This window comes from Neokomagataea thailandica NBRC 106555, assembly GCF_001598495.1.
Classification (GTDB): Bacteria; Pseudomonadota; Alphaproteobacteria; order Acetobacterales; family Acetobacteraceae; genus Gluconobacter; species Gluconobacter thailandicus_A.
On record NZ_BCZB01000023.1, the window covers coordinates 1 to 20,355 of the forward strand.

Consider the following 20,355-nt stretch of genomic DNA (forward strand, 5'->3'; position numbering starts at 1 on the left):
CGTATGTCTGCAGGGGGCAGGGTCTGTTGAGTTGCCGTCAACGAATACGCTGGGTGGCACGATTCAGGTGACATCGAGTGACCCGAGTGATCGGCGCGGTGGAAAGATTAGCCAGTCTTTCGGGAGCTATGATTCGTATCGCACCTATGTCCGGTTGGATGCGGGTAAGCTGAACTCGAGCGGCACTAAGTTCTTCACGTCCTATGCGCGTACGGATGAAGGTATGTGGATGGGCGGTGGTAAAGACCAGTTTATGCAGCAGGTTGATGCTAAGCTGGTGCAGCCGATCGGTACGCAAAGCCGTATGTCTGCGTTTTTTAACTGGTCGGGTCTGACGCAGTGGAATTACCCGGACACATCGGTTGGTATTTTGCAGCAAGATGGCTGGCGGACGCCCAACCTGTATCCGAATTATGCTCTGGCTTATAATATCGCGAATGGTGGTGCCGTTCCGGCGGGCTATGCTGGTGTGCCGGGTATACCGGGATCACAGATTGCGCGTTATGATGGTGGGCAAGCTGAGACCAACTATATGGGCGGCTTGCATTTTGACTTGGCCTTGTCTGATGCACTGACGTGGAACACGACGGTCTACGGCCATAGCCAGACAGGTTATTATAGCTACACGGATAATACGACGCCTTCTCCGGGAACAGGCGCGCCGCTCTCTGAAATTGTATGGCAGAACCGTCAAGAGCGTTATGGGGTGGATACATCCCTGCGTTACCGGATTGGTCGCCATACGTTGGAAGGTGGCGTTTGGTATGAGAATAATAACCAAGCTGCGGGGCTGTTCAGTTATAATGAACCTGCTTTAGGGCAGGGGGCGCCATTGCAGGCTGTTGGCCCGTATGATGTTTATGGCCCGGCTTTTCAGCAAGGTTATGGTTTCCAGTGGAACACCAATGTCGTGCAAACCCATTTGCAGGATAGTATTCGCCTAGCACAGGGGCTTGTTCTGCATGCAGGTTTTAAGTCCATGGTGGCGACGACATCTGGTGGGGCTAATTATAATAATCAGAGCTATACGGATGCTACAGCATTGCCCAATGGGTCATTGACGGCTTCTGATGCGTTCTTACCGCATGTGAACTTGGATTGGCATGTGAATCGTCATCATGAGTTTTATGTCGATGTGGCAGAGAATATGCGGGCGTATGAGGTGTCCGCATATGGTGTGGCGAATTCGGTGTACTCGGTACAAGATCAAGATACGTTTTTGGCGCAACGCAAAGAGCTGAAGCCTTCTAAGGCTTGGGTTTATTTGGGGGGGTATCGTTACACGTCTTCATTCCTACAGGCGAATGCGACGGTGTATCATGCGAAGTTGCTGCATCCGGTTTTGGCTGCGGCTGTGGGGTCTTTAACGAACCCTATTTCGCAAGTGATTGACTTTGGGAAGGTATCTATGACCGGTGCAACCGGTGATGTTGCGTTAACGCCACTTCCGGGACTGACGATTGATAATAATGTTTCCTACAATAAAGGAACTTATGATCGGGATGTTCAGACTACGGGTGGCTATTACGCGCTAGCCGGTAAGAAGATCGTTAATTACCCGGCATGGATGTATAAGGCTTCGGTCTCTTATGCTTGGCACGGAGCAATGGCGCATTTTGATGCCAACTATCTGAGCCGACGCTATTATAGCTTTATGAATGATACATCCATTGGGGGGTATTGGCTGGCGAATACGGGCTTGGATTATCGCTTTGGCAATGTGAGTGTCCTGCGTGATGTAACAGCGAGCTTTAACGTTTATAACCTGTTTAACACTAAATACATCGCAACGATGGGTGAGAATGATAACCCTGCAACAGGTGATTATCAGTCGATGGAACGTGGTGCTGTACGTCAGTTTTACGGTACGATTAGCGCTGGTTTTTAAGTCCAGCATAAAACTGTACGGGTAACGAAGGGCACAGCTTGGCTGTGCCCTTTTTATTTTTATATTGTAAAAAGACCAAAATGTGACATATTTGAAACGAAATGGGGCTTTCGTTGCAAAGTTTGTGTAAAGAGTGCTTGTATAACGCTTATTTTAATGTAATTTAAAATTAATCGTATCGATATAGGTGAATTTTTTTTCACCGAAAATAATTAGTTAAATTAAGCGGATGTGATTATGAGACTGCGCCTTCTTCTTTCAACTGTGGCGGCTGGAGCTGTTTTGACGAGCTTCTCGTATGCGGAAGCTGCGCGGCATACGGATGGGAAAACCAAATCGACGCAGACCGTTGGTGTGAAGAAAATCAGCGCTCCTGCTGTGCATGTGCGGAAATCCGCGCCTCATGTTTCTTCCGGAAATGAAACGTTGACTGTGAGCGTGCGGCGTACGGCATCGCATAATGCGGTGGAAGTGGTTTCTCGCTAGACAATGGATCATTTCGTTGCGGGCACGAGCCCCGTGGCGATTTTGGCGCAAACGACACCGGGGGCATTGTTTACATCGGACGATGCCTTTGGCCTCGATACCGTGGCGAATACATTGTACGTCCGTGGTTTTAATCAGACTCAACTTGGCGCGACGTTGGATGGTATTCCAATGGGTGGACAAGGCTTCCATAACTGGAATGGTCTTGGCGTTGATCAGGCTGAAATTCAGGAGAATATCTCCAGCTTAACCCTTTCTCAGGGGGCTGGTGCATTGGACACGCCATCGGCTCAGACATTGGGCGGTGCCATGACGTTTGCGAGCAGTGATCCGACCGACCATGCAGGTGGGCGTTTGAGCCAACTCTTCGGGAGTAATCATGGTTTCCGTACGTTTGCGCGTGTGGATAGTGGGATTCTGAACCCGACGGGTACGAAGTTTTATGCTTCTTTTGCGCGGACGGCTCAGGATTTATGGAAGGGTTATGGTGACCAATCTGAACTGCAAGCCAATGCAAAAATTGTTCAGCCTGTTGGTGAGCACGGTAAAATTACGGCTCTTTTTGATTATTCAAATTTTTCCCAGTACAATTACCTCTCGGTCACCAAAAATATGTGGCAGCGCTTAGGGCAGGACAGCATTTATCTGAAGCCAAATTACGCATTGGCGAAGCAATATGCGTATTATGCGCAAAATGGCGGTGTTCCTGCGAATTATGCTGGTATTCTATCCAATGATGAAATCAGTGATTTTGCTTATGACGGCACCCAGATTCAACGGAATTATCTCTCCGCATTGACCGGTGATTTTGAACTAGCTCCTGGGATTACGTCGAAAACTATTGCGTATGCACATATTTCTAATGGTGATTATGCGGGGACAAATCCGTCTTTGATATCGCCTGATTCTCAGGTGCCTATGGTACTTGAGGTTGGGCACCCTGATACCCGTCGTCTTGGTGTGGTGCAGAGTTTTGATATTCAGGCGGGCAGCCGTAATGATATTAAAACGGGTGTTTGGTACGAGAATAATCGTTTCCAATACCCCATGATGATGTATCAAGATGGCGTTAACTATCCACATGCATCGTTGTCAGATTTCACGAATGGGACAACGTGGTGGCGTGACGCTTTTAACACCAATACGTTCCAGTTTTACCTGCAAGATACATACAAGGTCTTGAAAAATCTGACGGTTACGGCTGGGTTCCGTTCTTTGGTGCAAAGCACGCATGGGGGCACTAAAGAAGATAATTCGAGCTCATTGTCGGATTGGGGGGTCTATTATAGCCATCCTGTTAATGGTGCTTTGACTGCGGCAAATGCCTTTTTGCCACATGTGAATGTAGATTATCGTTTCCTTGAGCATCATGAGATTTATGTGGATGTTGCTGAGAACATGCGCGCTTATGATTATGGCGCTCAGTCTTCGAGTGGGAGCGCGTGGTCTCATATTGGTACAAGTAAAGTCAGCGCACAAAGTGTGTTTGATGCGAGCAAGTCTGTTTTGCGCCCTGAGCGGACGTGGAATTATGTGATTGGTTATCGTTTTAACAGCCAGTATTTTTCAGGCAGTGTTGATTATTATCATACGGATTATTTCAATCGTTTAGCGGCGATTTCTAGTGGTCCGGTGAATAATACGTATAATGCTTATCTGAATGTTGGGCGTGAAACTGTGAATGGTGCGGATGTTCTGGGCACTATTCGTCCGATCACGGGCTTGGCGATTACGAATAGTTTTAGCTGGAATGACGCGCGTTATCAGCAAGATAGCTTGCCTTATGCCGGGAGCACGATCAGCATTAAGGGTAAGCAGCAGGTTTATTATCCGAAGTATATGTATAAGGCCGATGTGACTTATACGTGGAAAAAAGCGACTGTGAACTTCAATACGAATTATGTGGGGTCACGTTATATGACCTATACAAATGATGAGAAGATTCCGGCGTATTGGTCTTCAACGCTGACGGCGAGTTACGATTTTGGTCGTATCGGTTTTGCTGAAAATATGAAGGCGACTTTTGGTGTAACGAATTTGTTCAACCAGAATTATATTGGTGGCGTCTATGGGGCTGCATCTGTTTCTGGTGATGATAATGCTAATCTGTTCGTGGCTGCACCACGTCAGTATTTTGGCAGTGTTGCTGCTCAGTTCTAAGGTTTGTAGTTGATGATATCTTTCCGGCCCATTGTGAGGGCCGGAAAGTGTAAGGTTATATGCGGCCAGCCTCGTTTCTTTGGGTTGAGGCCGTGCGTCCGTTAAGTGGATAATTCTGCCGAGAGATTATCAATAAATTGAGCAGCGACGCGTCCTGAGCGGCTGCCACGTGCCATTGCCCATTGAAGTGCTCGGCGGCGTAGTTCTTCAGTGTCGATGGGGAGGTTTCGGTCTGTAGCATAGGCGTTTACGATGGCGAGGTAGTCGTCTTGTGTGGCGCCATAGAGACCAATCCATAATCCAAAGCGGTCAGAAAGGGAGACTTTTTCTTCGATGGCTTCTGAGGGGTTAATGGCGCTGCCTGTTTCATTTTCAATCATGTCGCGTGGCATGAGATGTCGACGGTTTGAGGTCGCATACAGCAAGACGTTGTCAGGGCGACCGGCGACGCCACCGTCTAGGACGGATTTGAGCGATTTATAGTCGGCGTCTTGGCTTTCAAAAGAAAGATCATCGCAGAATAAAATACACCGTCGGGACGTTTGGCGAAGGAGTGCGAGGAGGCGCGGGAGTGATGCGAGAGCATCACGTGGGATCTCGATGAGTGCGAGTGGCGCTTCGCCGCGTTCACGTTGTTCAGTATTAATGGCCGTTAGGGCGGCTTTTACAAGGGATGATTTCCCCATGCCGCGCGCGCCCCAGAGCATGACGTTATTGGCAGGAAAACCGCGCGCAAAATGACGTGTATTGGCCAGAACGGGAGCAATCTGTCGGTCAAGGCCGCGCAGTAGCCGCAGGGGAACGCCAGAAGGGTTTGTAATAGGGTGAAGGCTTTCGGTTGCTCCGTCCCAATAATGTACATCGGCTTTGTCCAAAGCATCAGCACGAGCGGGCTTTGGGGCCATGCGCTCAAGGCTATCGGCAATACGGGTTAGGGCAGTGAGGAGGGCGGGGTCGGTCATGGTAAAGCTTTATTCAATAGAGTGCGGCGCTTGACGCGCGGTCCGGGAACGATATGGTCCCTTCACGCTTCACTCAAGATGGAACTTTGATCATGCAAAATGTGTTTGCTAACCCACAATTTATTCAATTCGCCCCGATGGTTCTGATTTTCGTGGTGATGTATTTTCTGCTGATCCGTCCGCAGCAAGCGCGTCAGCGCAAGTTGAAAGAAGAGCAAAATAGCTTGCGCCGTGGTGACCGTATTGTGACGGCAGGTGGTGTGATCGGTGTTGTTCAGGCGACGCGTGAAGGCAGCGATGAAGTTGATGTAGAGATCGCTCAAGGTGTGCGGGTTAAGATTGTACGCAGCACCATCACGACGGTTCTGTCACGCGAACAAAAGGCTTGATGTCTGGCGTTATGTCAGCAGAAGATTAGGTACAAAAAAGCTCCGCAGAATAGTCTGCGGAGCTTTTTTATGTGTGTAGCCCGTGATTAAGCGGATTTCAGCACAGTCTCTGCGAATTCGTAATTCGCCAGCTTGTCGAGGTAGTTCGATACGTAATCTGGGCGACGGTTACGGAAGTCGAGGTAATAAGCGTGCTCCCAAACATCGAGACCCAGAAGGGTCTTGCCTTGGCCTTCAGCCAGTGGGTTGCTGCCATTTGGGGTCTTGGTGACGACGAGTTTGCCTTCACCATTCAGAACCAGCCATGCCCAGCCTGAGCCGAATTGTGTGGTGGCAGCTTGCTTGAAGGCTGCTTTGAAGGCATCAACTGAACCGAAATCTTCGTTCAGCTTGCTTTCCAGCGCTGTTGGGATCTTGCCGCCAGCAGGTGACAGATTCTGCCAGAACAGAATGTGGTTCCAATGTTGGCCCGCATTGTTGAAGATCGGCGCCATGTCAGCAGAATCGTGCGAGAGAACAATGATTTCCTCGAGCGATTTGCCTGTGAGTTCTTCATTCTTTTCAACGAAGCCATTCAGGGCTGTGACATAAGCCTGATGATGCTTGCCGTGGTGCAGTTCCAGAGTTTCCTGGCACATGCCAGCGTCAGCAAGTGCGTTGGCGGCGTAAGGTAGGGAAGGAAGTTCGAAAGCCATGATATGTGCTCCTTGAGGAAAAGGAAGGGGTATTAAAAAGCGTGTCGGCCCGCATGCTACAATGCGTCTAGCGAACCGTCATGCTCACCGATGTCACTTATGCGCGATGTTTGCAACGCTGCGTTCCATCGCACCGATCAGTGCAGCGTAATCTTCATTTGAGTGGTTATTGTTGCTGAGGGCAAGAGCTTGGTCAGCAACAGCCATAGCCGGCATGAACGCACCAGCTTTTCGGCCAGCCTCTATGAGGAGGCCCATGTCTTTGGACATGAGGCGTGTGGGAAATTGGGATGGGAAAATTTTATTCTCTGCCATGGTCAGCTTGCGTTTGTGGTGCGGGCTAATAACGGCGAGGTTTTGGAGTGTTTCGAATAGGACATGCCGCTCAATTCCTGCGGAAAGGCCATAGCTGACCCCTTCAGAAATGACGTTGAGCGTCGCGCCCATAATTCCATTTACGACGAGTTTAAGGCGTGCGGCGCTACCAGAAGGACCAGCGTGAATGGTGATTTTGCCGATGACATCCAAAACGGGACGTGCGCGCTCAACGGTTTCGGTTGTGCCGCCGACCAGCATAATGAGCTCGCCTTTTTCAGCTTCTGGTGTGCTGCCGGACATGGGGGCGTCAAGCAGAGCGAAGCCGTGGTTGTGTGCGAGCTTGGCGAGTGCATCTGCTTGATCTGGGGAGACAGTTGAGGTGTCGAGTACAAGTTTGTCTGGGTTCAGCCCTGCGAGAAGCCCGTTTTCGCCATGCAGGGAGGCTTGTTCTGCCGCATCGTTCGGTACGCAGAGGATAATAATATCGGCGTGTTCAGCGATAGCGCGTGGAGATGGGAGGGACTTTGCTCCGGTGATCCGTCCTGATGGAGTATAAGCAAAGACGGAATAGCCCGCTTCTTGAAGGTTTTTGCCCATAGGCTGTGCCATGGCGCCGTAGCCAATGAAACCAATTATTGGATTGGGCATGTCACAACCTCATATCATGCCGTGAAGAGTATCAGCCCATGCTGTGCGAAGGGCAGACTGTATATTTGTATTCATATGTTTAATGTGAATGGGAGGAGAGATATTTTTTGTTGAGGGTATCGTGGCGTGAGCTCAAGCATGGGGTGTCAGAGCGTTTTCTATATCCGGCAAGAGCTCGTCGAGCGCTGTGATCATGCGGGTGAAGGAGCTGCTCTTCATGGTCGTGCCAGGCGAAGGTAGGTGAGCGACGAGCAAACCATCTGGTAGGCGTGTGATGGTGTTTGGATAAAAAATCTGCCGGCTCAGGGTGACCCCGCAGGCTTCCATGAGGGTAATATGCGTGCTGAGGCCAATGGCAATGACAAGTTGCAATCCGGGTAATGTGTTGAGTTCATGCTGAAGGGTATGTTTGGCATTTTTTAAGTGGTTTGGCTGGGCGATAGGGGATGTGACGGTCACATTAGCCTGAGAAAAGCAGGCGTATGGATGAAGGCTGCTGCTGGGGGAGAAGCCTATGCCGCGTGCTTCCAGAATATCTTTCAGGTGGGCCTGTGACAGAGTTTGGCCAATAGCGACAATGAGTATTGAGGGGGAAGAGAGAAGGGGAGTGCTCCCTTCCGAAGGAGCCAAAAGAGTGGGGGGAAGAGCTTCGGAAGGGAGCGTGTAGGTCATGTTGGAAGAGTTTCGTCACTGTTAATGTCGGCAGGATGGCGGATTGGTGCCTGACGGGGGCGCGGTTCTGCGCTGCGTCGTGTAAATTCTGGAGCAATTTCAGCCAATTCGATGAAGCGATCGGCCTGACGGCGCAGGTCATCACTGATCATCGGGGGGGTGGACCGTGTGGAAGAAATCACGGAAACGCGGACGCCACGGGATTGTACGGCTTCAACCGCACGGCGTAGGTCAGCGTCCCCACTGATAATGACAGCGTGGTCTAGGTTAGGTGCTTGCTCCAGAAGGTCTACAGCCAATTCGACATCCATATTGCCTTTAATACGGCGTCTTCCTGAATGATCCGTAAACTCCCGGGCGGTTTTTAGAATTAAATGAAAACCGTTATAGGCGAGCCAGTCGGTTAATGGGCGCAGTGGGGAGTATTCGTCTGTGTCTGGGATGGCGGCGTAATAGTAGGCGCGGCGGAAAAGGCTACGTTTTTCGAAAAGGTCGCGCAGGCTACGGAAGTCTACGTCAAAGCCGAGGTTTTTTGCTGCGTGGTAGAGGCTAGCGCCGTCAATGAAGAGGGCTGTGCGTTCTGCTGGTTTTAAAAACATGATTTCAGACAATCCATTTTATCTTGAGAATTGGGCTCATATTCGCCGCTTGCGGCAGAATCGTGACAATGCGGTTAAAATAAGTGTCCGATTTTCGAACGTTACGTGTGTGAGGAAAGTTGCAAGGTGAGTGTGTAAAGTGATGTTTCATTCGTTGGGATGTGGGGCATCTCACCGTGGATTGCAACTGTGTAGGCATTATGCTATACCCCGAATCTTCCAAAGTTGCATATTATTTATTTCGACCCGAAGGGGACAGCCTCATGGCGCGCGTAACCGTAGAAGACTGCATCGAGAAGGTGCCTAACCGATTCGATTTGGTTTTGTTGGCCGCACAACGTGCGCGTGGTTTGTCACGCGGCGAAGAAATGCATGTTGATCGTGACAACGATAAGAATCCAGTTGTAGCACTGCGTGAAATTGCGGAAGACAAGGTCGAATTGTCTACTCTGCAAGAGCGTATTGTGCGTTCACTAGCACGTGCTCCTGATCCAGAGCCTGTTGATGAAGAAGTGATGGACATCATCCCTACGGATCAAAATATTTTTGGCCTGCAGGATGTTTCTTCAGAAGAAGAGCAAGCGCACATGTCGTCTGACAGTGCAGCCGTTGAGGCAGAACTTGGTGGTCGCGGGCGCTTCTAAGCTCTTGCTCTGTCATGTTTGTGGGTGAGAGGGGGTGAGACGTTAATGGCTGACACTCCTTCCCCAGTAGAAGAAAAAAAAGCAGGTCGTCCACCGCGTGAAGCCAAAACCCCGGGTGGGGCCTGCGGTGATTTTAAGCCACCAATTGACGGTGTTATTCGTCGTATTTTGGCGTATGACGAAGTGGCCGACATACAGCGCGTTCAGGCTGCTTATGATGTGGCGGCTGATGCGCATGATGGGCAACGCCGTGATAATGGCGATGCATATATCACTCACCCCATTGCTGTTGCGAACATTCTGGCTGGCTTTCGGATGGATATTACGTCCATTATGGTCGGCCTGCTGCACGATACGGTAGAAGATACCGGTGTATCGTGCCGTTTCTTGCAGGAGCAGTTTGGGGAAGATTTGGCCTCTCTTGTTGATGGGGTCACGAAGCTTACACGCCTAGAATTACAGTCGGATCGTACGAAACAAGCGGAAAACTTTCGTAAGCTTGTGTTGGCGATGTCACGTGATATTCGCGTGTTGATTGTGAAATTGGCGGATCGTCTGCATAATATGCGGACGCTGCATTATGTGCAGAGGTTGGACCGCCGTCAGCGTATTTCACGCGAAACGATGGATATTTATGCGCCACTCGCTGAGCGCATTGGTATGGATCGTGTTAAAACGGAGCTACAAAATCTCGCCTTTGCTCAGCTCGAGCCAGAAGCTGATGCGACAATCCGTGCACGCTTAAACTTTTTGCGTGGTCAAGGGGCCGATGTTGTCGAGCATGTGCGCCGTGAACTTATCGCGTTGTGCCGTGAATCGGGTATTGAGCAGGTTGAGGTCTCGGGGCGAGAAAAGTCACCGCATTCGATCTGGGCTAAGATGCAGCGCCGTAATGTGGCGTTTGAACAGCTCTCTGACATTATGGCGTTCCGTATTGTCGTGCCAACGCGCGATGCGTGTTACATGGCATTAGGCGCGATACACGGTGCTTTTCCGGTGATTGCGGGGCGTTTTAAGGATTATATTTCCACGCCAAAAGCAAACGGGTATCAGAGTTTGCATACTGGCGTGACGCTGCGGCACCCGCGTAATCAAAAAATTGAAGTACAAATTCGTACGCCACAAATGCATGATTTGGCGGAAAATGGCGTTGCCTCTCACTGGGCCTATAAAGAAGATGCGACCCCGAGTGAGCGCGAGGCTGCAGCGCTGTCCTCTGCTTTTGGGGCGCATACGCGTAAGCTGCGCTGGGTTCAGGATCTTTTGGAGATTTTGGAGGACAGCCAAGCGCCAGACGAGTTCCTCGAAAATACCAAGCTGGAACTGTATCAGGATCAGGTTTTTTGCTTCACCCCTAAGGGGCAACTGATTTCACTTCCAAGCGGCGCGACGCCGATTGACTTTGCTTATGCCGTGCATAGTCAAGTGGGGGATCGGTGCGTTGGGGCGAAGGTGAATGGGCGTTTGATGCCCTTGCGCCATGAGCTGCAAAACGGGGATCAGGTTGAGATCATGACGGCGCGTGGTGGTACACCATCACCGTCATGGGAACGTTTTGTCGTTACGGGCAAGGCGCGTGCGCGTATTCGGCGCTTTATTGCAGCACAGCAACGCCAGATTAATCTTGATAATGGTCGTGCCAGCATTGCTAAGGCCTTCCGTCAGGAAGGGGTGGATGGTTCAGAAAAGGTTCTAGAGAGCCTGTTAAAGGACCTCCGTTACGCTTCGGTCGAAGATTTGAGTGTTGCTGTTGGGCAGGGCCAAATTGGGCCGAAAGATGTTGTGAACGCGGCTTATCCAGAGTTGCGTCAGACGGCGCGTGCGCCGCGTATGGTGCCGGGCCTCTCGCCACGTTTTGGGCAGACACTGACGTCGCCTCAAAGTGGTGCGCGTAGCTCTCAGGTGTCATCGGGTAATATCGTGACCGGGGTTGGGCGCGGTATTGCGGTTAGCTTTGCTGGGTGCTGTCGTCCGCTTCCGGGTGATCAGATTGTTGGGATCATCGCGCAAAGTAAGGGTATTTCGATACATCGTAAGAGCTGTCGAAATTTGTCGAGCTATGTGGACACGCCTGAGCGTTTCCTAGATGTTGACTGGGATTATGATGCGCTTGGTAGCCGTAAGGACGCAGCACCACACACGGCACGTTTGTCTGTTGTAGCGACCAATGAGCCGACTATTCTTGCGACTTTGACGAATGTGGCTGCCAAGCATGCGGGTAGCGTGGTGAATTTGCGTATTGTGAATCGTCAGCTCGATTTCATGGAAGTCTTGGTTGATTTGGAAGTGCGCGATTTGAGGCACTTATCGTCTTTGATTGCAGCATTCCGCACGGCTGTGGGTGTTATGCAAGTTGAGCGGGCGAAAGCGTAAGGCATTACAACGTGATTGTGGGTATTGGCACAGATCTGTGCATGATTGAGCGGATCGAAACCGCGATTACGCGTTTTGGTGATCGTTTTGTCGACCGTGTTTTTACCGAAGCTGAGCGCAAACATGCTGACCGCCTGTCTGGCGCGGCCCGTATGGGAAGTTACGCAAAGCGTTGGGCAGCGAAAGAGGCTTGTGTGAAGGCGCTTGGTACAGGTTTTGCTCAAGGTGTAAGTTTTCAAGATATTGGTGTGGTGAATAGCGCTGCGGGCGCGCCGGAATTGGTGCTGTCAGGTGGGGCTGAGCGCGCGTTACAGCGTTTAGTGCCGCAGGGAAAACAGGCGCAACTCTTCGTGAGTTTGAGCGATGATGCGCCGTTTGCTTTGGCTCAGGTTCTGATTCAAGCTGTGCCATATTGATGCCCTTATAGGAGAGCATTGGCCTAAAGTGCCAAGCTGGGCTATGAGCAAGACATGAGACAGAAGGAAGTGCCGGTGTTAGGTATGCAGCAAACATCTGAACAAGCTGGCAATGTGCCGAGCAAGCCGCAAGAGCAAGAGAGCTGGGTGGATACCCTGCGCTGGTTTGCGGGGATGTTGCTGATCATGCTGCTTGTGCGTACGTTTTTGGTGGCGCCTTATAAAGTACCGTCTGGCTCTATGATTCCCACCTTGCAGGTTGGGGATTTTGTTCTGGCGACGAAGTTTAATTACGGTTATTCACGCTTTTCACTGCCTTTTGGTCCGAACCTCTTCAATGGTCGGATTTTTGGTGCGGAACCACATCGCGGCGATATCGCGGTGTTTCGTTATACGCATGATACGTCCATTGATTATGTAAAGCGGATTGTTGGTTTGCCGGGTGATCATATTCAGATGATTGACGGTAAGCTGTATCTCAATGGTCTTGAAGTGCCACGTAAGGACCTGGGGCATTATGAAGTCGTCGATGAGAATGGTCGTTTGCTGAGTGGTGAACGTTATCGGGAAGAGCTGCCGGGGAGTGGTGGGCGTCCGCCTGTATCGCATGATATTCTCAAGCTGGTGGATGACGGCTTCGCGAATAATACGTCGGAATATGTTGTTCCTGCAGGGACGTTCTTTGCGATGGGGGATGATCGGGACGATAGTGCCGATAGCCGCTTCCAAGGTGATGGTCCGGATGATTTGGGTTTTGTCCCAATGCAAAATCTTGTGGGTCGTACGCCTATTGTTGCGTTCTCGATTGATCTGCGCCATCCGTGGTGGGAAATCTGGTATTGGCCGGTGGAAATCCGCTGGGGCCGTATTTTGCATTTGTTGCACTAATGACATTATCTCTTGAACAAGCCCTTGAGGCTATGGAACGGGCTCTTGGGCATAGTTTTCAAGAGCAGGGGTTTTTGGTCGAGGCTCTGACGCATCGCTCGGCTGTGAGTGGGCGTGAGGCAAAGCGAGGTCGCCGTTCTGGGCGCAGTAAGGGTGCAGGATCGAATGAGCGTTTAGAGTTCATTGGTGATCGTGTATTGGGCTTGCTGATGGCGGAATGGCTGTTTGAGCGTTATCCGGATGAGCAAGAGGGGGCTTTGGGGCCGCGTCATGCGCATTTGGTGTCGCGTCCGGTTTTGGCTGAGATTGCAGATCAGGTTGGTCTTTCGGCTGCTTTGCGTATTTCGCCGCATGAGGAAGAGGCTGGGATTCGCCGTTTATCAAGTATTCGTGCCGATGCGATGGAAGCGTTGTTGGGTGCGTTGTACTTAGATGCCGGGTTGGATCCGGCGCGGCGTGTGGTGCGTGAGCGTTGGGCGGGGCGGATTGATAGTGACGCGCGCCCGCATAAGGAGCCAAAGACGCGTTTGCAGGAGTATTTGCTTGCACGTGCGCAGCCTTTGCCAGTGTATGATATTTTGGCTGCTGAAGGCCCCTCTCATGCGCCTGTGTTCCGCGTGGCGGTGACAGCGTGCGGGCAGACGGGTATGGGGCAAGCTGGTTCAAAGCGCCAAGCGGAAAGCATGGCTGCGAGTGATTTATTGGCCCGTTTAGGGCAAAACAAAGCATCCTGAGGGTGAAGGAAAAGAGTATGACGACGCGCTGCGGTTTTGTGGCACTTGTTGGGGCGCCGAATGCGGGGAAATCAACCCTGTTGAACCGCATTGCTGGTGCAAAACTGTCCATTGTAAGCCCGAAAGCACAGACGACGCGCTTTCGGACGTTGGGCATTGTAATGCATGAAGAAGCTCAGGTGATCTTGGTGGATCTACCGGGGATCTTTAAGCCGCGCCGTCGTCTGGACCGGGCGATGGTGAATGCCGCGTGGTCTGGCTCACAAGATGCGGATATGACGTTGCTCTTGGTGGACGCCAAGAGTGGTCTGCGTGACGATGTGCGCGAGATTATTGGTAAGCTGGCTGAAGCAAAAAGCAAAGTTTGGCTGGTTCTGAATAAAATTGATCTGCTGTCCCCGGACGCATTATTGCCGCTGACGAAAGAGATCAGCGAGCTCATTACCGTAGAGCATGTTTTCATGCTGAGTGCGCGTAAGGGCAATGGTGTGGATGATTTGATGGGGCGTTTGTCGCAAGCGCTGCCGGAAGGCCCGTATTTGTACCCGGAAGATGACCTAACGGATTTGCCGGATCGTTTGTTGGCGGCGGAACTGGTGCGTGAGCAGATCTTTATGCAGACGCATGAAGAAATTCCGTATCAAGCAACGGTTGAAACAGAAAGCTTTAAGGATCGCCCGGATGGGTCGGTTCGGATTGAAGTCACGATTTATGTGTCTCGCCCCGGACATAAGGCGATTCTCATCGGGGAAGGTGGGAATAAAATTAAGTCCATCGGTGCGCGTGCGCGTGTTGAGTTGCAGGATCTTCTGGAGCGGCAGTGTCATTTGTTCCTGAACGTCAAAGAGCGTGCTGGTTGGGATGAGGAAAAAGCGCGTTTGCGTGCCATTGGCCTTGAAGATTAAAGGGTGAAGGCGCGGAAAGTGTGGGACTTTGCTTGTTCCGCACGCTTTGCGTCTGTATGAGAAGCAAAAACACGATATCCGCCTGTGAGGAGCCCCGCCATGAGCGATGAGACAGAGAAAACCCCCGCCTATAAGCGTGTGCTTCTAAAAGTATCCGGTGAAGCATTAATGGGGGATGGTCCCTCAGGTGTTGATCCCGATATGGTGGACATGGTTGCCGCGGATATTGCTGATGTGGCGGCGTCTGGTGTGCAGGTGTCTCTCGTCGTTGGTGGTGGTAATATCTTCCGCGGCTTGGCTGCTGCTGCGAAGGGTATGGACCGTGCGCAGGGTGACTATGCTGGGATGCTGGCAACGGTCATTAACGCATTGATGCTACAAAATGCGTTGGAACGTCGTGGTGTTGAAACCCGTGTTATGACGGCTATCCAAATGGCCTCTATCGCTGAACCTTACATTCGCCGTCGTGCTGTTCGTCATATGGAGAAGGGCCGCGTTGTCATTTTCGCGGCGGGTACGGGTAACCCGTTCTTCACAACGGATACGGCTGCGGCTTTGCGCGCGAATGAGATGGAGTGTGATGCTCTGTTGAAGGGGACGCAGGTTGATGGTGTGTATTCGGCTGATCCGCGTCGTAATCCGGATGCTGAACGCTACACGCAGTTGACGTATATGGATGTCTTGTCGCGTGATCTGAACGTGATGGATGCGGCGGCGATTAGTTTGGCACGTGAAAACCGTTTGCCGATTATCGTGTTCAATATGCATGCGCCGGGTGCGTTCGGTGCTGTGATGCGGGGTGAAGGTCGCTTTACCCGTATTATTGAAGCGAGCTAATCTGGATTTATTACATTCTTTAGACTGTTAGTTTTACATTTCGTCCGTACGAAATGCGTTACATTGAAAGGAACCGCTCATGTCTGCTGATCTTAAGGATCTTCTGGATGATCTGACCCGCCGCATGGACGGTGCTATGGATAGCTTCCGCCGTGACCTATCCGGTCTGCGTTCAGGCCGTGCAAGCCCGAACCTTCTGGAGCCTGTCCGTGTTGAGGCTTATGGCTCGGAAGTTCCACTGTCTCAGGTGGGTTCGATTGCTGTGCCAGAAGCGCGTATGCTGACGGTATCAGTGTGGGATCGTACGGTTGTTGGCGCTGTTGAGCGCGCCATTCGTGATGCCGGTCTGGGCTTGAACCCTGCGGCTGATGGTCAAACCATTCGCGTGCCCATTCCGATGCTGACGGAAGAGCGCCGTAACGAGCTGGCACGTGCGGCTGGTCGTTACGCTGAAAACGGCAAAATTGCTATTCGTAACGTGCGCCGTGACGGTATGGAACAGGCTAAGGCGCTCGAGAAGAAGAGCGAAATCAGCCAAGATGATCAAAAGACGTGGACGGATGCCATCCAGAAGCTGACGGATCAGTATGTGAAGAAGGCTGATGAGATGCTTGCGGACAAAGAACGCGAGATCAAGCAGGTCTGATTTCAAACTTGTCTTCTGGTTCATCCCCGTTTTCTCAGGATTGTTACACCGCGCTTGACGAGGGTGGTGTAACGGTGCCGCCGCAGCATATGGCCATCATCATGGATGGTAATGGGCGGTGGGCGCAGGCGCGTGGGCTGCCTGTGGTAGCTGGGCATCGTAAAGGTGCTGAGGCTGTGCAGCGTAGTGTGAAACTCGCGATCCGAGAGGGGGTGCGCTATCTAACCCTTTATGCGTTTTCGTCTGAAAATTGGCGGCGTCCTGCGGCTGAGATTGGTGATCTAACTTCGCTGTTGCGGTTTTATTTGCGCCATAAATTGGATGAGTTGGACGCGCAGGGTGTACGTTTGCGGGTCATTGGAGAGCCGGAGCGGTTTGAAGGGGCGTTGTATGATGAGTTGTTGCGTGCAGAAAAGCGTACACTCAACAATGATCGCCTGACGCTCACATTGGCGCTCTCATATGGCGGCCGTGCGGATATTGTGCGCACGGCACAACGTTTAGCACGATCGGTTGCGCAGGGAGAAATGGCACCTGAGGCAATTGATGAGGCGTGTTTTGAGCGTAGCCTCCAGACCGGGGATATGCCTCCGCCGGATATGCTGATCCGGACGAGTGGTGAGCGGCGTCTTTCCAATTTCTTGTTGTGGGAAAGTGCGTATGCGGAGCTGGTTTTTCTGGATGTGCTATGGCCTGACTTCGGGGAAGATGACTTTCTTGAGGCCTTAAACATTTATGCAGGCCGCCAGAGGCGGTTTGGTGGGCGGTCAGCATGAGCAGTGGAACGCGTTGGGCAGATTTACGTCTGCGTTTGATCTCTGCTGTGGTGATGGTCACGATTGGGGCGACGTGCCTTGTCGCGGGTGGGGTGAGTTACGCGCTCCTTATTCTGCTGACGATGTTCGGTCTGGTGTGGGAAGGGGAAGCGCTCCTCGGTCATTCACGGCGGAGTTGGCGCGGTATTTTGCTCTTGTTATGGCCTGTTGCTGTAGGGATCGCCGCTCTTAAGGGGGCTTGGCATGAGGCGGTGGCGCTCTCTTTGGGGAGTATGATGTTTGGGCTGCCGACCTGTGTTCCTGTGCTGGTTGCTGTTGTTGGTGGGCTTTCTTTGTTATGGCTGAGGGAGCTGCCTTACGGCGTACAGAGTGTTCTGTTTGTTTTAGCTGTTGTTGTTGCTAGCGATAGTTTTGCGTATTTAACGGGCCGTATTTTGGGTGGGCCGAAGTTGGCCCCGAGTATTTCTCCGGGGAAAACCCGTTCTGGTGCAGTGGGTGGCCTTGTTGGGGCTGCGTTGATTGGTAGCCTTGTGGCAAAGTATGTGGGCGTAGGGCCTGTTTATGGTGGCCTGCTATGGGGCGCATTGCTCGGATTTTGTGCGCAGAGCGGTGATTTGCTCGAAAGTGCAGCAAAGCGCCGTTTGGGCGTGAAAGATTCTGGTCAGTTAATTCCGGGGCATGGCGGCTTATTGGATCGTTTTGATGGTCTTTTAGCGGCAGCACCAGTGGCAGCATGTGCGTCTTTGGTGGCACCCGGGCAAGTTTTTTGGTCCTTGGCATTTACGCATGGGTCGTCTGTCGGCTTGGGTGCTGGGGCTTCTGTAGTGGGGCTCCGATGACTGTTTCACAAAGGAGCGTTTTTTCATGACGAACAGCCCAGCAAGTGCTGCTCCACGCCGCATTAGTGTGCTTGGGAGTACGGGGAGCATCGGTACATCCACGGTGGATTTGCTGAAGCGTATGCCGGAATCAATTACGGTGCGCGCGCTGGTCGGTGGGCGTAATGCTGCGTTGCTGGCGGAGCAAGCGATTGCCCTGCGGGCCGAAGTGGCTGTGATTCATGATGAACGCCATTATGACACGTTAAAGAGCCTTCTCGCAGGGACGGGTATTCAAGCTGCGAGTGGCCGCCAAGCCGTGATTGATGCTGGTGCGCTTGAGGCGGATTGGACGATGGCGGCTATTACGGGGGCGGCCGGGCTGGAGCCTACATTGGCAGCCGCGCGGAATGGCAATGCTGTGGCATTGGCCAATAAAGAGGCCTTGGTGTGCGCTGGTGATGTGATGCTCCGCGCGGTGCGTGAAGCGGGTGCGACCCTTTTGCCGGTGGATTCTGAGCATAATGCTATTGCTCAGGCTCTAGGTGGTTGCGATATGGCGACTGTTGAGAAGATCATTCTCACGGCCTCTGGTGGGCCTTTCCGTCAAGCGACGCGCGAGCAGATGCGTGACGCCACGCCGGAAAAGGCGCTGAAGCACCCGACATGGACGATGGGTGCAAAGATCACCATTGATTCGGCGTCTATGGCGAATAAGGGCCTTGAAGTGATTGAGGCGGCGCGTCTGTTCGATCTGACGGAAGATCGGATTGACGTGTTGGTGCATCCGCAATCAGTGGTGCATGGCTTAGTGCAGTTCCGCGATGGAAGCTTGGTGGCGCAAATGGGGTCTGCTGATATGCGGATTCCGATTGCGCATACACTGGCATGGCCGCAGCGTATGAATACACCGTGTCAGCGTTTGGACTTGGCGACAATCGGGCGTTTGGATTTTGAAACGCCGGATGAGGAACGCTTTGTTCCTCTGAAGTTGGCGCGTCAGGTTTTGCGCGCTGGCGGTGCTGCACCAACGGTTTTCTCGGCTGCGAATGAAGTGGCTGTGGATGCATTTTTGAACCGCCGGATCACGTTCCTTGGTATTGGGGAAACGATTGATGCGGCTTTGCAAGCAATGCCAGAAAACCCTGAATTAACAACACTTGATGATGTTTTGGACTGGGATGCGCGCGGGCGTGAACTGGCGGAAAACTATATTTTATCGGCCCATGGTGGGCGGCGTAATGTTATGGAAGCAGCTTTGAATGTTTGATCTGCTACGGACTCTTTTGGCCTATGTGCTGATTCTTGGGGTGCTCGTTTTTATTCATGAGGGTGGGCATTATTTCGCAGCACGCTGGCGTGGTGTGAAAGTTGATACCTTCTCTATCGGCTTTGGGCCGGCTTTACGGCGCTGGTATGATCGTACAGGTACGGAGTGGCGGATTAGCGCTATTCCGTTGGGTGGTTATGTGAAGCCTCATGGCTTTGAAGGCCCTGATGAAGCGACGGATGAGCAAAAAGCGGCGTGGATTCCGGGTAAAACCTTCCATGATAAATCGGTTTTATCACGAGCGTTAGTGATCGTTATGGGGCCGGTGTTCAATTATCTTTTTGCGATCCTTGCCTTCACAGTGTTGTTCGCAACGGTGGGTCAGCCGCAATTGAAAGATAATGTTGCGTCTGTTTCGGTCGGGAGTGCGGCTGAGAAGGCTGGGCTTCAGGTTGGTGATGTGATTACCAAAATTGGCACATTACCGATGTCTGGACCGCAAGACATTATGGGTACTGTTTCGGCTCGCCCGGGTGTGACGACGACTTTGGATGTGTTGCGCGCGGGACATGATCTGACGTTGCCGGTGACGTTTGGTAGCCAGCCTGGGCAAGAGAGTGGGCATCGTGCCACAGGCTTCCTAGGTATCGGTTTTGCGGCTGTGCCGGGTCATCCTTTGCCGGTTTGGTCTGCCGCTGTGAAAGGCGTGGAAGAAAGCTGGTTGACCTCAGAGCGTATTTTGCAGGGTGTTGGCCAGATTATTACGGGGCAGCGCAGTGCGCGTGAATTAGGGGGTACGATCCGTATTGCGCAGATGTCTGGGCAAGTCTCCCATTATGGTTGGGCAAGCATTCTGTCTTTTATGGCATTGCTCTCTATTAACTTGGGTTTGATTAACCTCTTCCCGATTCCGGTGCTGGATGGTGGGCGTTTGGTCTTTTATGCGGTTGAGGCGGTGTTGCGTCGTCCTGTGCCAAAAAAGGTTCAAGATCTCGGAATGCAGGTCGGTATGGCGTTAATTGCGGCTTTGTTCCTGTTTTCGACATTGAATGACTTGACTAATTTGGGTCTTTTCCGCTGGCTAAGGCATCTTGCTGGTTGATCGTACTTTAGCGAAGAGATACGTCTGGTAACGCTTTGTGAGGGGCCGTATGGCTTGCATAAGTGGGCGCTTTTCGGATACCTCCGGCAAGGTAGCTCGGCGTTCGGGCCCCGTTTGCGTTCTGTAACA

At 52.0% G+C, this 20,355-nt stretch carries 21 protein-coding genes; 16 read left to right on the forward strand and 5 right to left on the reverse strand.

Annotated elements, in window-relative coordinates; genetic code table 11:
- From NTH01S_RS08530 to NTH01S_RS08535, 3 genes are all read left to right on the forward strand, one after another.
- On the forward strand, window positions 1–1,888 hold a 1,888-nt coding region (locus NTH01S_RS08530), incomplete at its 5' end, for a TonB-dependent receptor (RefSeq protein ID WP_068172443.1).
- Window positions 1,889–2,125: 237 nt separating this feature from the next.
- On the forward strand, window positions 2,126–2,374 hold the full coding sequence (locus NTH01S_RS12090; protein ID WP_245642304.1) for a hypothetical protein: 249 nt from the start codon (window positions 2,126–2,128) through the stop codon (window positions 2,372–2,374).
- A gap of 3 nt (window positions 2,375–2,377) precedes the next feature.
- Window positions 2,378–4,534: a TonB-dependent receptor domain-containing protein gene (locus tag NTH01S_RS08535; protein ID WP_245642306.1), complete on the forward strand. Its 2,157-nt coding sequence runs from the start codon at window positions 2,378–2,380 to the stop codon at window positions 4,532–4,534.
- A gap of 101 nt (window positions 4,535–4,635) precedes the next feature.
- Here NTH01S_RS08535 and NTH01S_RS08540 read toward each other — a convergent pair whose 3' ends face one another.
- Complete coding sequence (locus NTH01S_RS08540) at window positions 4,636–5,496, reverse strand: ATP-binding protein (RefSeq protein ID WP_068172447.1); 861 nt, start codon at window positions 5,494–5,496, stop codon at window positions 4,636–4,638.
- Window positions 5,497–5,588: 92 nt separating this feature from the next.
- On the opposite strand from NTH01S_RS08540, the gene yajC reads away from it, so the two are divergent.
- Complete coding sequence (gene yajC, locus NTH01S_RS08545; RefSeq protein ID WP_245642308.1) at window positions 5,589–5,885, forward strand: preprotein translocase subunit YajC; 297 nt, start codon at window positions 5,589–5,591, stop codon at window positions 5,883–5,885.
- An 86-nt stretch (window positions 5,886–5,971) separates the two neighbouring features.
- Here yajC and NTH01S_RS08550 read toward each other — a convergent pair whose 3' ends face one another.
- From NTH01S_RS08550 to NTH01S_RS08565, 4 genes are all read right to left on the reverse strand, one after another.
- The gene (locus tag NTH01S_RS08550; RefSeq protein ID WP_068172453.1) at window positions 5,972–6,580 is read right to left on the reverse strand and encodes a superoxide dismutase; all 609 of its coding nucleotides are present in this window, start codon (window positions 6,578–6,580) and stop codon (window positions 5,972–5,974) included.
- 93 nt (window positions 6,581–6,673) lie between these two features.
- Window positions 6,674–7,546, reverse strand: coding sequence for an NAD(P)-dependent oxidoreductase (locus NTH01S_RS08555; protein WP_068172456.1), 873 nt, complete (start codon window positions 7,544–7,546; stop codon window positions 6,674–6,676).
- A gap of 132 nt (window positions 7,547–7,678) precedes the next feature.
- Window positions 7,679–8,218, reverse strand: a complete 540-nt coding sequence (locus NTH01S_RS08560; RefSeq protein WP_068172459.1) for a uracil-DNA glycosylase family protein — start codon at window positions 8,216–8,218, stop codon at window positions 7,679–7,681.
- Window positions 8,215–8,817 carry a LabA-like NYN domain-containing protein gene (locus tag NTH01S_RS08565; RefSeq protein WP_068172462.1) on the reverse strand — a complete coding sequence of 201 codons (603 nt, stop codon included), beginning with the start codon at window positions 8,815–8,817 and terminating at the stop codon, window positions 8,215–8,217. Before NTH01S_RS08565 ends, NTH01S_RS08560 begins: the two co-directional genes overlap by 4 nt.
- 263 nt (window positions 8,818–9,080) lie before the next feature.
- Between NTH01S_RS08565 and rpoZ the strand changes: the two genes are divergently transcribed.
- From rpoZ to rseP, 12 genes are all read left to right on the forward strand, one after another.
- A complete protein-coding gene (gene rpoZ, locus NTH01S_RS08570; RefSeq protein ID WP_068172465.1) occupies window positions 9,081–9,461 on the forward strand; it encodes a DNA-directed RNA polymerase subunit omega in 381 nt (126 codons plus the stop codon).
- A 45-nt stretch (window positions 9,462–9,506) separates the two neighbouring features.
- Entirely contained in the window at window positions 9,507–11,834 is a 2,328-nt protein-coding gene (locus NTH01S_RS08575) for a RelA/SpoT family protein (RefSeq protein WP_084367195.1), read from the forward strand.
- 11 nt (window positions 11,835–11,845) lie between these two features.
- On the forward strand, window positions 11,846–12,250 hold the full coding sequence (acpS, locus tag NTH01S_RS08580) for a holo-ACP synthase (protein WP_068172467.1): 405 nt from the start codon (window positions 11,846–11,848) through the stop codon (window positions 12,248–12,250).
- Between the two features lie 84 nt (window positions 12,251–12,334).
- Window positions 12,335–13,138: a signal peptidase I gene (gene lepB, locus NTH01S_RS08585; RefSeq protein ID WP_068172559.1), complete on the forward strand. Its 804-nt coding sequence runs from the start codon at window positions 12,335–12,337 to the stop codon at window positions 13,136–13,138.
- Window positions 13,138–13,872 carry a ribonuclease III gene (gene rnc / locus NTH01S_RS08590; protein WP_068172470.1) on the forward strand — a complete coding sequence of 245 codons (735 nt, stop codon included), beginning with the start codon at window positions 13,138–13,140 and terminating at the stop codon, window positions 13,870–13,872. Before lepB ends, rnc begins: the two co-directional genes overlap by 1 nt.
- 17 nt (window positions 13,873–13,889) lie before the next feature.
- Window positions 13,890–14,777: a GTPase Era gene (gene era / locus NTH01S_RS08595; protein WP_068172473.1), complete on the forward strand. Its 888-nt coding sequence runs from the start codon at window positions 13,890–13,892 to the stop codon at window positions 14,775–14,777.
- Window positions 14,778–14,876: 99 nt separating this feature from the next.
- On the forward strand, window positions 14,877–15,614 hold the full coding sequence (gene pyrH, locus NTH01S_RS08600; protein WP_068172475.1) for a UMP kinase: 738 nt from the start codon (window positions 14,877–14,879) through the stop codon (window positions 15,612–15,614).
- A 79-nt stretch (window positions 15,615–15,693) separates the two neighbouring features.
- A complete protein-coding gene (frr, locus tag NTH01S_RS08605; protein WP_068172479.1) occupies window positions 15,694–16,260 on the forward strand; it encodes a ribosome recycling factor in 567 nt (188 codons plus the stop codon).
- An 89-nt stretch (window positions 16,261–16,349) separates the two neighbouring features.
- Window positions 16,350–17,036 carry a polyprenyl diphosphate synthase gene (uppS, locus tag NTH01S_RS08610; protein WP_084367212.1) on the forward strand — a complete coding sequence of 229 codons (687 nt, stop codon included), beginning with the start codon at window positions 16,350–16,352 and terminating at the stop codon, window positions 17,034–17,036.
- The gene (locus tag NTH01S_RS08615) at window positions 17,033–17,875 is read left to right on the forward strand and encodes a phosphatidate cytidylyltransferase (protein WP_084367201.1); all 843 of its coding nucleotides are present in this window, start codon (window positions 17,033–17,035) and stop codon (window positions 17,873–17,875) included. Before uppS ends, NTH01S_RS08615 begins: the two co-directional genes overlap by 4 nt.
- 25 nt (window positions 17,876–17,900) lie before the next feature.
- A complete protein-coding gene (gene dxr / locus NTH01S_RS08620; RefSeq protein ID WP_068172483.1) occupies window positions 17,901–19,124 on the forward strand; it encodes a 1-deoxy-D-xylulose-5-phosphate reductoisomerase in 1,224 nt (407 codons plus the stop codon).
- Window positions 19,117–20,226 (forward strand): RIP metalloprotease RseP, encoded by a 1,110-nt coding sequence (gene rseP / locus NTH01S_RS08625; protein WP_068172486.1) that lies wholly within the window; start codon window positions 19,117–19,119, stop codon window positions 20,224–20,226. The genes dxr and rseP overlap by 8 nt, the downstream gene beginning before the upstream one ends.
- Window positions 20,227–20,355 lie beyond the last annotated feature (129 nt).

Excerpts from the sequence above, each read along its gene's own strand:
- NTH01S_RS12090 (WP_245642304.1), top strand. The coding sequence starts at position 2,126 with ATGAGACTGCGCCTTCTTCTTTCAACTGTGGCGGCTGGAGCTGTTTTG.
- NTH01S_RS08535 (WP_245642306.1), top strand. The coding sequence starts at position 2,378 with ATGGATCATTTCGTTGCGGGCACGAGCCCCGTGGCGATTTTGGCGCAA.
- NTH01S_RS08540 (WP_068172447.1), bottom strand. The coding sequence starts at position 5,496 with ATGACCGACCCCGCCCTCCTCACTGCCCTAACCCGTATTGCCGATAGC.
- yajC (WP_245642308.1), top strand. The coding sequence starts at position 5,589 with ATGCAAAATGTGTTTGCTAACCCACAATTTATTCAATTCGCCCCGATG.
- NTH01S_RS08550 (WP_068172453.1), bottom strand. The coding sequence starts at position 6,580 with ATGGCTTTCGAACTTCCTTCCCTACCTTACGCCGCCAACGCACTTGCT.
- NTH01S_RS08555 (WP_068172456.1), bottom strand. The coding sequence starts at position 7,546 with ATGCCCAATCCAATAATTGGTTTCATTGGCTACGGCGCCATGGCACAG.
- NTH01S_RS08560 (WP_068172459.1), bottom strand. The coding sequence starts at position 8,218 with ATGACCTACACGCTCCCTTCCGAAGCTCTTCCCCCCACTCTTTTGGCT.
- NTH01S_RS08565 (WP_068172462.1), bottom strand. The coding sequence starts at position 8,817 with ATGTTTTTAAAACCAGCAGAACGCACAGCCCTCTTCATTGACGGCGCT.
- rpoZ (WP_068172465.1), top strand. The coding sequence starts at position 9,081 with ATGGCGCGCGTAACCGTAGAAGACTGCATCGAGAAGGTGCCTAACCGA.
- NTH01S_RS08575 (WP_084367195.1), top strand. The coding sequence starts at position 9,507 with ATGGCTGACACTCCTTCCCCAGTAGAAGAAAAAAAAGCAGGTCGTCCA.
- lepB (WP_068172559.1), top strand. The coding sequence starts at position 12,335 with ATGCAGCAAACATCTGAACAAGCTGGCAATGTGCCGAGCAAGCCGCAA.
- rnc (WP_068172470.1), top strand. The coding sequence starts at position 13,138 with ATGACATTATCTCTTGAACAAGCCCTTGAGGCTATGGAACGGGCTCTT.
- era (WP_068172473.1), top strand. The coding sequence starts at position 13,890 with ATGACGACGCGCTGCGGTTTTGTGGCACTTGTTGGGGCGCCGAATGCG.
- pyrH (WP_068172475.1), top strand. The coding sequence starts at position 14,877 with ATGAGCGATGAGACAGAGAAAACCCCCGCCTATAAGCGTGTGCTTCTA.
- frr (WP_068172479.1), top strand. The coding sequence starts at position 15,694 with ATGTCTGCTGATCTTAAGGATCTTCTGGATGATCTGACCCGCCGCATG.
- uppS (WP_084367212.1), top strand. The coding sequence starts at position 16,350 with ATGGCCATCATCATGGATGGTAATGGGCGGTGGGCGCAGGCGCGTGGG.
- NTH01S_RS08615 (WP_084367201.1), top strand. The coding sequence starts at position 17,033 with ATGAGCAGTGGAACGCGTTGGGCAGATTTACGTCTGCGTTTGATCTCT.
- dxr (WP_068172483.1), top strand. The coding sequence starts at position 17,901 with ATGACGAACAGCCCAGCAAGTGCTGCTCCACGCCGCATTAGTGTGCTT.
- rseP (WP_068172486.1), top strand. The coding sequence starts at position 19,117 with ATGTTTGATCTGCTACGGACTCTTTTGGCCTATGTGCTGATTCTTGGG.